The 14,291-nt window shown below is 55.8% G+C and carries 14 protein-coding genes; 5 read left to right on the top strand and 9 right to left on the bottom strand.

The annotated features are described in order from the left end of the window. Window positions 1-1,187, top strand: a 1,187-nt coding sequence (locus FD737_RS04725; RefSeq protein WP_304622096.1) for a type VI secretion IcmF C-terminal domain-containing protein, incomplete at its 5' end; no start/stop codon positions are given. Window positions 1,188-1,295: 108 nt separating this feature from the next. Here FD737_RS04725 and nth read toward each other — a convergent pair. The 9 genes from nth to ydgT all read right to left on the bottom strand — a co-directional run bounded on the left by nth (window position 1,296) and on the right by ydgT (window position 9,037). After that, the gene (gene nth, locus FD737_RS04730; RefSeq protein WP_160832845.1) at window positions 1,296-1,928 is read right to left on the bottom strand and encodes an endonuclease III; all 633 of its coding nucleotides are present in this window, start codon (window positions 1,926-1,928) and stop codon (window positions 1,296-1,298) included. Further along, a complete protein-coding gene (locus FD737_RS04735) occupies window positions 1,925-2,626 on the bottom strand; it encodes an electron transport complex subunit E (protein ID WP_097119808.1) in 702 nt (233 codons plus the stop codon). Before FD737_RS04735 ends, nth begins: the two co-directional genes overlap by 4 nt. Beyond that, a complete protein-coding gene (rsxG, locus tag FD737_RS04740) occupies window positions 2,623-3,255 on the bottom strand; it encodes an electron transport complex subunit RsxG (RefSeq protein WP_202404469.1) in 633 nt (210 codons plus the stop codon). The genes FD737_RS04735 and rsxG overlap by 4 nt, the downstream gene beginning before the upstream one ends. 2 nt (window positions 3,256-3,257) lie before the next feature. Beyond that, window positions 3,258-4,316, bottom strand: a complete 1,059-nt coding sequence (gene rsxD / locus FD737_RS04745) for an electron transport complex subunit RsxD (RefSeq protein ID WP_160832847.1) — start codon at window positions 4,314-4,316, stop codon at window positions 3,258-3,260. Next, complete coding sequence (rsxC, locus tag FD737_RS04750) at window positions 4,317-7,001, bottom strand: electron transport complex subunit RsxC (RefSeq protein ID WP_160832848.1); 2,685 nt, start codon at window positions 6,999-7,001, stop codon at window positions 4,317-4,319. Then, window positions 6,994-7,572 (bottom strand): electron transport complex subunit RsxB, encoded by a 579-nt coding sequence (gene rsxB, locus FD737_RS04755; protein ID WP_034827415.1) that lies wholly within the window; start codon window positions 7,570-7,572, stop codon window positions 6,994-6,996. The genes rsxC and rsxB overlap by 8 nt, the downstream gene beginning before the upstream one ends. After that, window positions 7,572-8,153: an electron transport complex subunit RsxA gene (rsxA, locus tag FD737_RS04760; protein ID WP_034827413.1), complete on the bottom strand. Its 582-nt coding sequence runs from the start codon at window positions 8,151-8,153 to the stop codon at window positions 7,572-7,574. Before rsxA ends, rsxB begins: the two co-directional genes overlap by 1 nt. Before the next feature lie 123 nt (window positions 8,154-8,276). Then, window positions 8,277-8,720 carry a DUF2569 domain-containing protein gene (locus FD737_RS04765; RefSeq protein WP_034827411.1) on the bottom strand — a complete coding sequence of 148 codons (444 nt, stop codon included), beginning with the start codon at window positions 8,718-8,720 and terminating at the stop codon, window positions 8,277-8,279. Between the two features lie 101 nt (window positions 8,721-8,821). Continuing rightward, complete coding sequence (ydgT, locus tag FD737_RS04770) at window positions 8,822-9,037, bottom strand: transcription modulator YdgT (RefSeq protein ID WP_034827409.1); 216 nt, start codon at window positions 9,035-9,037, stop codon at window positions 8,822-8,824. Window positions 9,038-9,712: 675 nt separating this feature from the next. Between ydgT and ytfQ the strand changes: the two genes are divergently transcribed. The 4 genes from ytfQ to yjfF are packed head-to-tail and all read left to right on the top strand — an operon-like array spanning window position 9,713 to window position 14,238. Continuing rightward, complete coding sequence (gene ytfQ, locus FD737_RS04775; protein WP_097119804.1) at window positions 9,713-10,669, top strand: galactofuranose ABC transporter, galactofuranose-binding protein YtfQ; 957 nt, start codon at window positions 9,713-9,715, stop codon at window positions 10,667-10,669. A gap of 56 nt (window positions 10,670-10,725) precedes the next feature. After that, entirely contained in the window at window positions 10,726-12,246 is a 1,521-nt protein-coding gene (gene ytfR, locus FD737_RS04780) for a galactofuranose ABC transporter, ATP-binding protein YtfR (protein ID WP_034827399.1), read from the top strand. Beyond that, the gene (ytfT, locus tag FD737_RS04785) at window positions 12,239-13,255 is read left to right on the top strand and encodes a galactofuranose ABC transporter, ATP-binding protein YtfT (RefSeq protein WP_058962433.1); all 1,017 of its coding nucleotides are present in this window, start codon (window positions 12,239-12,241) and stop codon (window positions 13,253-13,255) included. The genes ytfR and ytfT overlap by 8 nt, the downstream gene beginning before the upstream one ends. Further along, window positions 13,252-14,238 carry a galactofuranose ABC transporter, permease protein YjfF gene (yjfF, locus tag FD737_RS04790; RefSeq protein WP_038647220.1) on the top strand — a complete coding sequence of 329 codons (987 nt, stop codon included), beginning with the start codon at window positions 13,252-13,254 and terminating at the stop codon, window positions 14,236-14,238. The genes ytfT and yjfF overlap by 4 nt, the downstream gene beginning before the upstream one ends. The last annotated feature ends 53 nt before the right edge of the window (window positions 14,239-14,291 follow it).

Consider the following 14,291-nt stretch of genomic DNA (forward strand, 5'->3'; position numbering starts at 1 on the left):
GGCAGAGTGGGGATGCTATTGCTGACTCGCTGGTGAAGTCTGCGCAGAACCTGCTCAGTAGGGAAAAGCGCCCTGCCATTGACCAGAACAGCGGCCCGAGCGGCCCACTCGATGCGACTTTCGGCCCGCTGCTGGCGCTGACTGACAGTCAGGGCAGCAGCAGTATGAGCCTGCGTACCTTCCTGACGCGCGTGACTCAGGTGCGTCTGCGCCTGCAGCAGGTCACCAACGCGGCAGACCCGCAGGCCATGACGCAGACGCTGGCGCAGACGGTGTTTCAGGGGAAAACGGTTGACCTGACTGACACGCGTGATTACGGCAGCCTGGTCGCCGCCGGGCTGGGACAGGAGTGGAGCGGCTTCGGGCAGACGGTGTTTGTGCGCCCGATGGAGCAGGCCTGGCAGCAGGTGCTGATGCCGGCTGCGAGCAGCCTGAACGCCCAGTGGCAGCAGGCGGTGGTGAACGAGTGGAACAGCGCGTTTGGCGGCCGCTATCCGTTTAAAAATGTCAGCAGTGAGGTGTCACTGCCGCTGCTGGCGAAATATCTGAATGCGGACAACGGTCGCATCACCCGCTTCCTGCAGTCGCGCCTGAGCGGTGTGCTGCACCGCGAAGGCACCCGCTGGGTACCGGACAGCATCAACGCCCAGGGACTGACATTCAATCCCGCATTCCTGAAAGCGATGAACCAACTGAGCCGGATTTCTGACGTGGTGTTCACCCGCGGAGAGGCCGGGCTGCACTTTGAGCTGCGTCCTGGCACGGCTGCAGACGTGATGCAGACTGACCTGATTATCGACAGTCAGAAGCTCACCTACATGAATCAGCAGCCGGTGTGGAAGCGCTTCACCTGGCCTGCTGACACCGAAGCGCCGGGCGCGTCGCTAAGCTGGATAAGCACGAAGGCCGGCACCCGCCAGTATGGTGACATGCCGGGCAGCTGGGGCCTGATTCGCCTGCTGGATAAGGCTCAGGTCAGCGCCAATCCGGGCATCCGCAGCAGCTGGCGACTCACCTGGCAGGCTCCCGACGGCCGCCCGCTAAACTACATTCTGCGAACAGAAGCGGGTGAGGGGCCGCTGGCGCTGCTGAAGCTGCGCAACTTCACGCTCCCGGCCGACATATTCATTATCAGTGACACCCCGGACGTGCCGGATGAAACCTTTGTCAGCGAGGAAAACTCATGACCCTGCAATCCCTGATTAACGCCTGCGGTGCGGATGAGAACCATCTTCGCGCGCTGGCGACGGAGTCAGTCTTTCTGTGGGAGCCGTGGCTGAAGCCCCTGGCGGACACTAAGGCTCTTTAGCGTCGAACTCACACAAATCTTCAATCAGGCAGGAGCCGCAGCGTGGTTTACGTGCCACGCAGGTATAGCGGCCGTGCAAGATTAACCAATGGTGGCAATCGACTTTAAAGGCAGATGGCACCACTTTAATCAGTTTATCTTCGACTTCTTCGACGTTCTTGCCGGGCGCGAAGCGGGTGCGATTGCTGACGCGGAAGATATGCGTATCCACGGCAATGGTCGGCCAGCCAAAGGCGGTATTCAGCACCACATTGGCGGTCTTGCGTCCGACGCCGGGCAGGGCTTCTAATGCCGCGCGATCTTCCGGTACTTCACCACCGTGCTGCTCAATAAGAATGCGGCAGGTTTTAATAACGTTTTCCGCTTTGCTGTTAAACAGGCCGATGGTCTTGATGAACTCTTTCACACCATCAACACCCAAAGCCAAAATGGCGGCGGGGGTGTTTGCCACCGGATACATCTTCGCCGTGGCTTTATTCACGCTGACATCCGTGGCCTGCGCGGACAGCAGCACCGCAATCAGCAGTTCAAACGGCGAACTGAAGTACAGCTCCGTGGTGGGATGCGGATTGTCATCACGCAGGCGCGTGAGAATTTGCAGTCGCTTTTCCTTGTTCACACGGCCTTCCCGGTTTCACCTTGTGGCGCGGCTTCAGGTTCAGCAGCGCGCAGGGCGGCTCGTTGCTTCATTTTCTGATCGATCAGATATTTACCGGCCAGCAGCATGCCTAAGCCAATAAAAGCTCCAGGCGGCAGCATCGCCAGCAACATCGGTGAATCGAAATGGAACACTTCAATGCGCAGCGCTTTGGCCCAGGGGCCCAGCAGTTGGTCAGCACCGTTAAACAGGGTGCCGCTACCGATCAATTCACGAATCGAACCTAGCGTCACCATCGCGCAGGTCGCGCCCATGCCAATGGCAAAACCATCCAGCGCCGACAGCGGAATACTGCTCTTAGAAGCCACCGCTTCCGCACGACCCACCACAATACAGTTGGTCACGATCAGGGGAATGAAGATACCCAGTGACTGATACAGCCCGTAAGCGTAAGCATTGATCAGCATCTGCACGCAGCTCACTACCGAAGCGATGATCATGACGTAAATAGGGATACGGATTTCCGCCGGCACCCAACGACGCGAGGCGGAGATAGCGCTGTTGGTGATGGTTAACACCAGCGTGGTGGCCAGGCCAAGGCCGAGGGCGTTAGTGGCGGTTGAGGTCACGGCCAGCAGCGGGCACAAGCCCAGCAGTTGCACCAAGGCGGAGTTGTTCTTCCACAGGCCGCCAACCAGCAGGGATTTTGCTTCACTCATGGTGCATCTCCACATTCGGGCAGCGAAGAGAGCTTCGCTGGCAACGTTTCAATCAGTAATGCGGTACGTTTAGTGGCATTCACCACTGCGCGCGGGGTAATGGTCGCGCCGGTAAATTGATCAAATTCACCACCGTCTTTTTTCACCGCAAAGTTCTTGTCGTCGGCACCGTGCACCACTTTGCCGTTAAAGCTGTTGATCCAGTCGGAAATGCGCAGTTCAATCTTGTCGCCCAGTCCAGGCGTTTCATGGTGTTCCACTACCCGGACACCTAATACTTTGCCGTGAAAATCGGCACCGACCAGCATCTGAATCGCACCAGAATAGCCGTCTGGCGCGGTAGTCTCAAGCGCCGCCGCGACGGGTTTATCACCTTTACGCGCCAGATAGAGATGATGCGGCTGGTTATTGCCTAATGCTGCTGCATCCGTCACCAGGAAACACTCTTGCTGAATGTGGTTGTCATAAATCTCGGTAGGCACTACCTGATCGAGCAGGTTTTTTTGCTGCAGTGCCGTTTGATGTTCCACCGTCGGCTTGGTGACATAGTTCACCACCGCAGTGACGCCGGTGGTGATCACCGCAAACGCCGCCAGCGTCACGGCATTTTTACGAATAGCATCGAACATCATTAATCCTTGCGATGGCCGTAAACGCGCGGCTGGGTGTAGTAATCAATCAGCGGCACGCAAATGTTTGCCAGCAAAACGGCGAACGCCACGCCGTCCGGATAGCCGCCAAAGCTGCGAATCAGCCACACCAGCAAACCAATCAGTGCTCCATAAACCAGGCGACCACGGTTAGTGGTCGAGGCGGTGACCGGATCGGTGGCGATAAAGAATGCGCCGAGCATGGTCGCGCCGGAGAACAAATGAATCAGCGGCGAGTTGAGCGATTCCGGTGAAAACAACCAGCCAAGGGTGGCGCAGAAGGCCAGCGACACGAGGAAACTGACGGGTATGTGCCAGCGAATGGCATTTTTTGCCAGCAGCAGCATACCGCCCAGCAGGTAACCGAGGTTGATCCACTGCCAGCCCAATCCCGCCAGCACACCGGTATAGATCGGTTCCGCCAGCAACTGTTCTGCGCTATGTCCGGCGCGCAAGCCGGTTTTAAAGGTATCCAGCGGCGTGGCCTGGCTGACGCCATCCACCCCGAGCTGCAACTGCTGCATGGTTTCACCGGCCAGCGTGTGATTGGTGAAGATCATGCTGAGAGAATCCAGCAGGCCGGGTTTGATTGCCTGCAATGTATCCGGCGGCAACCAACTGGTCATCTGCACCGGGAAGGAGATCAGTAAGACCACATAACCGACCATCGCTGGGTTGAAGGGGTTTTGACCCAGGCCGCCATACAATTGTTTCGCGATAACAATGGCAAACACGGTGCCAATGACCACCAGCCACCAGGGTGCCAGCGGCGGCAGACTGATGCCGAGCAGCAATGCAGTAAGCAGGGCGGAGTTATCCGCAAGTGTTGGAACCACGGGTGTTTTGCGCAGACGCAAAATGGCGCCTTCGGTGATCCACGCAGTGGCGGTGGCGAGCAATACCTGAATCAGAAAACCCACGCCAAAGAAATACCACTGCGCGGCCATACCCGGCAGCGCAGCCAGTACCACCAGCAGCATGATGTTGCCGGTGCTGCGGCGGTTGTGGGTATAAGGGGAACTTGCGATACGAAAAGCCATTTAATCCTCAGTCGTCGAAGGCTGCTGCTGCGCTTTACGCGCTTTGGCACGGGCGACCGCGGCGGCAATGGCCGCTTTACGTGGGTCGGCGGAGTCAGGAGAGGCAGCAGCCTCCACTTCAGAAGATGATTCAGGTGCGGCTTCAACAGACGCAGAAGCTTGCTCGGCAGCCGCCGCAGCTTTCTTCGCTTTAGCGCGCGCAATGGCGGCTTCAACCGCCGCTTTACGCGGATCAACTTCTGCAGCCGGGGCTGCATCAGCAGATGCAGGCGCTTGTTCGCCAGCCGCCGCAGCCGCTTTCTTCGCTTTAGCACGGGCAATAGCGGCTTCAACCGCGGCTTTGCGAGGGTCCACTTCAGCAGCAGGAGTTGCATCAGCAGGTTCAGATGCTTGTTCACCAGCCGCCGCAGCCGCTTTCTTCGCTTTAGCACGGGCAATGGCGGCCTCAACCGCAGCTTTACGTGGATCAACCTCATGGGGCGGGGCTGCATCAGCAGGAGTTGCATCAGCAGGTTCAGGCGCTTGTTCGCCAGCCGCCGCAGCTTTCTTCGCTTTAGCGCGCGCAATGGCGGCTTCAACCGCCGCTTTACGCGGATCAACTTCTGCAGCCGGGGCTGCATCAGCAGATGCAGGCGCTTGTTCGCCAGCCGCAGCGGCTTTCTTGGCTTTAGCACGGGCAATAGCGGCTTCAACCGCGGCTTTGCGAGGATCGACCTCAGCGGCAGGAGTGACATCAGCAGGTTCAGGCGCTTGTTCACCAGCCGCCGCAGCGGCTTTCTTAGCTTTAGCGCGCGCAATGGCGGCTTCAACCGCCGCTTTACGCGGATCAACTTCAGCGACCGGGGCTGCATCAGCAGTTTCAGGATTTTGTTCGCTAGCCGCCGCAGCGTCTTTCTTCGCTTTGGCGCGCGCAATGGCGGCTTCAACCGCAGCTTTACGTGGATCAGCCTCAGCGGCGGGTGCAACACCAGCAGCTTCAGACGGTTGTTCGCCAACCGCCACACCAGACTTCTTCGCCTTAGCACGTGCAATGGCCGCTTCCACCGCGGCTTTACGCGGATCGCCAGACTGGCGACTCAGCGCCTGCGTTTCAGACTGTTTTTCCGCCTGCTGAGCTAACGCCTGGGCATGGCGAGCCTCACGTTCGGCAGTTTCCTGTTCCGGTGTTTTGGCGGCACGCGCCTTAACGCGAGCAATCGCCGCGTCACGTTCACCCTGATCGCTACGTGCCACACGCTGTTTAGCTTCTTCATGACGCGCTTCACGCGCCAGTTTTTCCCGCTCTAAACGCGCCTGACGCGCTTCAAAGCGCGCTTTAGCTTCGGCGGTGCGCTTCGCTTCGAGATCGATAGCGCGCAGCTCTGCCTTCTCCTGGCGATAATATTGCACCAGCGGAATATTACTTGGGCAGACGTACGCACAGGCACCGCACTCAATGCAGTCATCGATATTGTGAGCGCGCGCCTTCTCATGATCGCCGCCCTGGCTGTACCAGAACAGCTGCTGAGGCAGCAGTTTCGCCGGGCAGGCATCCGCACAGGCACTGCAACGAATACAAGACTGTTCTTCTTCGTTATTGCCCATTTCACTGGCAGAAGGTGCCAGAATGCAGTTGGAGATTTTAACCAGCGGCACATTCAGTGACGGCAGCGTAAAACCCATTAGCGGGCCGCCCATGATCACCATCTGACGCGAACCCGGTGCGAAACCCACATGATGTAACAGATGGCTAACTGGCGTACCCAGGCGTCCCCAAACGTTACGCGGCTGCGCAATGGCTTCGCCGGTCAGGGTAACGACGCGTTCGGTAATTGGCTCGCCATCGATAATGGCGCGTTTTACCGCCCAGGCCGTACCGACGTTTTGCATCAGCACGCCAATATCGGTCGAACGACCGCCGTGCGGCACTTCAACGCCAGTAAGAATCTGGGTCAGTTGTTTAGCACCGCCAGAAGGGTATTTGGTGGGGATGACACGCAGTTGCAACTCGCGGTCACCACCCAAAGCCTGCTTCAGCGCTGCAATCGCTTCGGGTTTGTTATCTTCGATGCCAATCAGCACACGCTCAGCCTGCAATACCCAGGCGAGGATACGACAACCTTCCAGCACTTCAGCCGCGCAGTCCTGCATCAGACGATCATCGGCGGTGATGTAAGGTTCGCACTCTGCGGCATTGATAATCAGGGTTTTGACGCCGCGCAATCCGCCACGTAGCTTGGTGGCGGTCGGGAAGCCTGCCCCCCCCAAACCGGCGACGCCTGCCTCATGGATGCGTTTGACGACATCTTCACGAGTAAGCGAACGGAAGTCAGGTTGCGGATCGAGCGTGGTCCAGCGATCTTCACCATCGGCGCGCAGGAAAATGCACAGTTCGGAAAGACCCGAAGGGTGCGCGGTCATATGTGGCGCAATCGCTTCGATGGTGCCGGAGGTTGGTGCGTGCACCGGCAGCATGCGACCGCTGCCAAACGTCAGCGGCTGACCACGCAAGACGTGATCGCCCGGTGAGACGCAAATCTCGCCTTCATGGCCGATATGCTGTTTTAACGGAATGATGAATTGTTCAGGCAGCGGTAACTGGCTTAACGGCGTGCCGTTAGACTGTGTTTTCATTTCCGGCGGATGAATGCCGCCCTGAAAATCCCACAGCTTCTCTTTGCGGAATAGTTTTAACAAATTAAGCATGAGTTTCTACCGGGATCACCCGTACAGGAATGGTTTCGAGATCCCATTTCCAGTTGGCCGTGGTCGTAGCAACCGGACGCATTTCAATACAGTCGGTCGGGCAGGGAGCAACACACAAATCACAGCCGGTACAGACATCGCTCAGCACGGTATGCATGGCACGGGTAGCACCGACAATCGCATCTACCGGGCAAGCCTGAATACATTTAGTGCAGCCGATGCAGTTGGCTTCATCAATCCAGGCCACGGTGCGGATCGGTTCCTGCACTTCCTCACCGCCATCCAGCGGTTGCGGTTCAACGTTGAGCAGCGCGGCCAGCTTGAGCATGGTTTGCTCGCCACCGGGGGCGCATTTATTAATGGCTTCACCATTATTACCCACGGCATCGGCGTACGGGCGGCAGCCGGGATAACCACATTGGCCGCATTGACTTTGCGGCAGAATACTGTCGATCTGTTCAACGATCGGATCTTCTTCTACCTCGAATCGACGCGAGGCGTAACCGAGCAGGGCGCCAAAAACCAGGCCCAGCGCAGCAATAGCCACAATAGCAATCCAAATCGCGGTCATTAGAATTTCACCAACCCGGTAAAGCCCATAAAGGCCAGCGCCATCAAACCTGCGGTGACCAATGCAATCGAGTTGCCCTTAAACGGCGCGGGGACATTGGCTAACACCAGGCGTTCACGCATGCCAGCGAACAGCACCATCACCAGCGAGAAGCCAAGCGAAGCACTGAAGCCATAAACCGCGGCCTGCATAAAGGTGTGGTTAAGATTGACACTCAGCAGGGGAACACCCAGCACCGCACAGTTAGTGGTAATGAGCGGCAGGAAGATACCCAGCAAGCGATAGAGTGACGGACTGGTTTTGCGCACCACCATTTCGGTGAATTGCACCACCACGGCGATCACCAGGATATACGCCAGGGTTCGCAGGTACACCAGATCGAGCGGCACCAGAATCAGATGGTTCACCAGCCAGGCGCAAATCGACGCCAGGGTGATCACGAAAGTGGTGGCGAGTCCCATACCAATGGCCGTTTCCAATTTTTTTGACACGCCCATAAAGGGGCATAGGCCGAGAAACTTCACTAACACGAAGTTATTCACCAGCACGGTGCCAATAAAGAGAAGTAAGTAATCGGTCATTTTTTAACCTGGGAAGCCGAAAGGCGTCTATTATCCGGAATTGAGAGGTGCATCTCAACCTCTACACAAAATCTGTGGATGTTGAGAGCACGCAGAATTAAATTCCTGACGAAACTCGCGCCGTTATGGCTGGATAAACGTCTCTTTCACACGTTGAGAACGTTTGAAGTAGGGCACAAAGACCGCCGCCGCCAGCAGTGACAACAACAGCGTTTGAATGGCTTTGTTATCCGCCACCGGGGTGAACGCGAACGTTTTCAACGCCAGTAACACCGTCATCAGCAACCACAGGATGTAATGACGCGGTAGACGGCGCGAACGTTTACAGAACATCCAGCAAACCCAGATACTGTAGACCCAAACCACGCCTGCGGTGAGCAGGGAAATCGCCCATTGCGTGAACAATTGGCTGGCATGAGTGAACAACGTGGTACGCAATTCTGTATCAAACAACGGGCTCAGATACATGGCCACCACCAGCGCACTGGTCAGCATCGTCATAATCAACCAGGCTAGCGGCAACAACAGCCAGCCAGCAATACGCGGCGGGTTTACCGATTCGGTCATCTTTCGGATCCTGTAGCGAAATTAAGAAGGCGTTGTATGTCCAAACGGGGCACGCCCGACATGGACAACGCAATAGTGCAGAAAAAGGCGGGGAAAACCCATTACATTACGTAGCGCCAGACTGATTTCGGCACGCGGCCCATATCATAAAGGCGGCCGCCGGAAACAAGTTCAGCACGACGATGATCGGCAGCGCGATACATATTGATGATGTCATTGTCATCGGTCAGCGAATAATTAAGATGGTCGTAGAGTTTTTCCAGACTATCGAGATTATTCACTTTGCGGAATTTCAGCAGGTAATCTAGCGCAGTCATGATTGCCATTTAAAAATAAAGTGCTCGGAAGTGCCCAAGTATAGGGAGCACTCTGACAGAGTCCATACGCCAGCGTTAAAAAAATTCAAAAATCAGACAACGTGAGCTAATTCGCTCATCAAAAGACATTTTTTCTTCATTTTGCCGTTTTAAACACGCATTTCCAGACGGGATTAAGACAAGTTCAACCCTGACAGACGGCATAATGTGAAAAAAGCTCACACCCTTAACGCAAATGAAAGTTGTCATTTTTTATCAGGCTTAGTGCACTGACTTTCATTCATATAAGACATTTATTAGGGCGATTTATGTCGAACTGTTAAGCAATGGCATCTACACGCTTTGAAACTGTAAATCATGTAGTGTGCGAATAATCACAAAACTGATCATTGCTTGTGCCCGCAGTCGATAACCATTCTTTACGCAGCGTCTGTAATCGCTTCCAGTAGCCACCATCCTAACCGATTCTGTTTATTACATTTATTTAACCGACACTGAAATAAATATCAGGCAAATTGTCCATATGGCTGGTATGACTTCTTATATGCATAATTTCGTAACTCCTTTAATTCATTCTATTTTGTGAGGCATGTCGCGCTTGTTTTCTCGCTTTTGCGCCAGGCTTAATCTGCGTTTTGTACCCCTACAGCACACTCCCTTCAGAGGAATGAAATTATGTGGAAACGTTTACTCTTAACCGCCATGGTCAGTTCAGCACTCAGTACGTCTGTACTTGCCGCTGATATGACGGTGGGCTTCTCACAGGTTGGTTCGGAGTCTGGCTGGCGTTCAGCAGAAACCAACGTGGCGAAAAGCGAAGCGCAAAAGCGCGGTATCACGTTGAAAATCGCCGATGGTCAGCAGAAGCAGGAAAACCAAATCAAAGCGGTGCGCTCGTTTATCGCGCAGGGCGTTGACGCCATCTTCATCGCCCCGGTAGTACAAACCGGTTGGGAACCGGTGCTGGAAGAAGCCAAAGACGCCAAAATCCCGGTGTTCCTGTTAGACCGCGCTATCGTGGTGAAAGATAAGTCGCTGTACATGGCGGTGGTGACCGCAGACAACGTGCTGGAAGGCAAGTTGATCGGTGACTGGCTGGTGAAAACGGTCGGCGATAAGAAGTGTAATGTGGTTGAGTTACAAGGCACCGTGGGTGCCAGCGTAGCCATCGACCGCAAAAAAGGCTTCGCCGAAGCCATCGCGGGCCACAACAACATCAAAGTGATCCGCTCGCAGTCCGGCGACTTTACCCGTAGTAAAGGTAAAGAGGTGATGGAGAGCTTTATCAAAGCGGAAAACAACGGCAAGAACATCTGCATGGTGTATGCGCACAACGATGATATGGCGATCGGCGCCATTCAGGCCATTAAAGAAGCGGGTCTGAAGCCAGGCAAAGATATTTTGACCGGTTCTATCGACGGCGTACCGGATATCTATAAAGCGATGCTGGCGGGTGAGGCCAATGCCAACGTCGAGCTGACGCCAAACATGGCGGGTCCGGCATTCGATGCACTGGAGAAATTCAAAAAAGACGGCACGATGCCACCAAAAATCATCAAAACCGAATCGAAACTGTATCTGCCAGACTCCGCGCAGGCACAGCTCGACACCAAAAAAGGCATGGGTTACTGATCCCCGCAACCGCCCTTCGGGGCGGTTTTTCATGACGTAAGGCGAGGTAGAACCTGATGAGCACCGCAGATGCATCCGCACTCCTGACTCTAAACGGTATCAGCAAAGGTTTCCCCGGCGTGAAAGCGCTGGATAATGTGTCATTCAGCATTCGCAAAGGCGAGATCATGGCGCTGCTGGGCGAAAACGGCGCCGGGAAATCCACGTTAATTAAAGTGCTGACCGGCGTGTACACCCGTGATGCAGGCACCATCACCCTGAATGGCACTGCCATTTCACCGCACAATACCGCCGATGCACAGCAAATGGGCATCGGCACGGTCTATCAGGAGGTGAACCTCCTGCCGAATATGTCGGTGGCAGACAATCTCTACATCGGCCGTGAGCCGCGCCGCTTTGGCATGATCGACCGCAAGCGTATGGTGCGCGATGCCGATGCACTGATGCGCAACTACGGTTTTGCGCTCGACGTGACGCGTCCCCTGGGCCATTACTCGGTGGCGATGCAGCAAATCATTGCGATTTGCCGCGCCGTGGATCTCTCCGCACAGGTGTTAATCCTCGATGAACCCACCGCCAGCCTCGATGCCAGCGAAGTGGAAATGCTATTCACCCTGATGGCGCAACTGAAAGCCAAAGGGATGAGCCTGATTTTTGTGACTCATTTTCTCGACCAGGTGTACCGCATCACCGATCGTATTACCGTTTTGCGCAATGGCCAGTTTATAGCCACGCGTGATACGGCATCGCTGCCGCAAATCGAATTGATCAAACTGATGCTGGGGCGCGAGTTACTGGAAACTGCCTTGCAGCGTCAGGGCAGCACGCTGAAAAGCAACCAACCGGTGGTGTCATTCAAAGACTACGGCAAGAAGGGCACCATTGAGCCTTTCGACCTGGAGGTGCGTCCGGGAGAAGTGGTGGGCTTAGCGGGATTACTGGGATCGGGGCGCACGGAAACCGCCGAAGTGCTGTTTGGTATCCGTCGTGCGGATCGGGGCACTGCCACCATCAAAGGCAAAGTGCAGCACATCCGGACACCGGCCAAAGCCTCCCATCTGGGCATGGGGTTCTGCCCGGAAGATCGTAAAACCGACGGTATTATCGGCGCTGCATCGGTGCGCGAGAATATTATTCTGGCGCTACAGGCCCAACGCGGCTGGCTGCGACCGATCAAACGCCGTGAGCAGCAGGCCATCGCCGATCGCTTTATCAAAAGCCTGGGGATTCGCACGCCACATGCCGATCAGCCGGTTGAATTACTTTCCGGCGGTAATCAGCAAAAAGTGCTGCTGTCACGCTGGCTGGTGACGAAGCCGCAATTCTTAATCCTCGACGAACCGACGCGCGGCATTGACGTCGGTGCACACGCCGAGATCATTCGTTTGATTGAAACCTTGTGCGCCGATGGATTGGCGTTACTGGTTATCTCCTCTGAACTCGAAGAGCTGGTGGGCTATGCCGACCGCGTGTTGATCATGCGTGATTTGAAGCAGGTGGCTGAAATCCCGCTGGAGCAGCTGTCGGTGGCGTCGATCGTCAATGCCATCGCCGATGGAGGAGCACAACATGCTTGAATCCCCTATGACACATCCAAAACCTGAACGGCGTAAGCCGAAGTTACCGCCAGGCATGCCGCAAATCGTCGCGCTGATTCTGGTGCTGTTGGTGGATAGCCTGGTCGCCAACAATTTTTTTGCCGTGCATATTCAGGACGGCCGCCTGTTCGGCAGCCCGATTGATATCCTCAACCGCGCTGCACCCGTCGCCTTACTGGCGGTCGGTATGACGCTGGTGATTGCCACTGGCGGGATTGATTTGTCGGTCGGCGCGGTGATGGCGATTGCGGGGGCGACGGCGGCCACCCTGACCGTTGCGGGACACAGCCTGAGTTTTATTATTCTCGCCACACTCGGCACCGGTCTGGCCTGTGGCTTGTGGAACGGCGTGCTGGTCGCCCTCCTGAAGATTCAGCCGTTTGTGGCCACGTTGATTTTGATGGTGGCCGGGCGCGGTATCGCTCAGCTGATTACCCAGGGTCAGATTGTGACCTTTAACAGCGACAGCCTCGGCTGGTTTGGCAGCGGCTCGCTGTGGATGCTGCCGGTTCCGGTGTGGATAACGCTACTGGTGGCACTGTTAGTGTGGCTGCTGACGCGCAAAACCGCGCTGGGCCTGTTTATCGAAGCGGTGGGGATTAACCTGCGCGCCGCACGTAATGCTGGTGTTAATGGCTGGTTAGTAGTGATGTCCACTTATGCCATTAGCGGCGTGTGTGCGGCAGTCGCGGGCCTGATCGTGGCAGCCGATATACGTGGCGCCGATGCTAACAACGCCGGTCTATGGCTGGAGTTGGATGCCATTCTCGCCGTGGTGATTGGCGGTGCATCGTTGATGGGCGGGCGTTTTAATCTGGTGTTGTCGCTGGTTGGCGCGCTGATTATTCAGTCGATGAACACCGGTATTTTGCTGTCTGGCTTCCCGCCGGAGCTGAATCAGGTGGTGAAAGCGGTGGTGGTGATGTGTGTGCTGTTGCTGCAATCGCCGCGCTTTATCGCCATGCTGAAAGGGAGACGTCCAAAATGATTAAACGCCATCTGCCATTGATGATTACGCTGCTGGTGTTTGTCGCCGGTTATCTGTTCTGCCTGAGTCAGTTCCCTGGCTTTGCCTCGACACGCGTGATCTGTAATATCCTGACCGATAACGCGTTTCTCGGCATTATCGCCGTGGGCATGACATTTGTGATTTTGTCAGGCGGTATCGATCTGTCAGTGGGGGCCGTTATCGCCTTTAGCGGTGTATTTTTGGCGAAAATTATCGGTGATTATCACGTCGATCCGATTCTTGCCTTCGCGATTGTGCTGGCGATGGGAGCACTGTTTGGCGCCATGATGGGCTGGCTTATCGATGCGCTGAAGATCCCGGCCTTTATTATTACCCTGGCGGGGATGTTTTTCCTGCGCGGCTGTAGCTATCTGGTGTCGGAGAATTCGATTCCCATTGATCATCCGCTCTATTCCACACTGTCTAGCCTGGCGTGGAAGATCCCCGGGGGCGGGCGCCTTAGTTTGCTGGCAGTGATTATGCTGGTGGTGGTCATTGGCGGGATCATCCTCGCGCATCGCACGCGTTTTGGTAATCAGGTGTATGCGATTGGCGGCAATCTGACATCAGCGCAGTTGATGGGCGTTTCGACGCGCGCCACCACCATCAAGATTTATATGCTTTCCACCACCCTGGCGACACTGGCGGGGATTGTGTTCTCGATCTATACCTCAGCAGGCTACGCCCTGGCAGGGTTGGGCGTGGAACTGGACGCGATTGCCTCTGTGGTGATCGGCGGCACCTTGCTGTCCGGTGGCGTGGGCACGGTGCTCGGCACGTTGTTTGGGGTGTTGATCCAGGGGCTGATTCAGACATGGATTAACTTCGACGGCACGCTGAGTTCCTGGTGGACAAAGATCGCCATCGGTATTCTGTTGTTCGCGTTTATCGCACTGCAGCGCCTGCTGACCGTGATGTGGGATCGTCAGAAGAATGCGCCGGTTAAGCGTTTAACTTCGTAGTCGTGAGTGGGATGTTCAAGAGGTGCGCAAATTGGCGCACCTTTTTTGTTTTG

The sequence above is a fragment of the Pantoea sp. Seng genome (assembly GCF_009829935.1).
Classification (GTDB): Bacteria; Pseudomonadota; Gammaproteobacteria; order Enterobacterales; family Enterobacteriaceae; genus Pantoea; species Pantoea communis.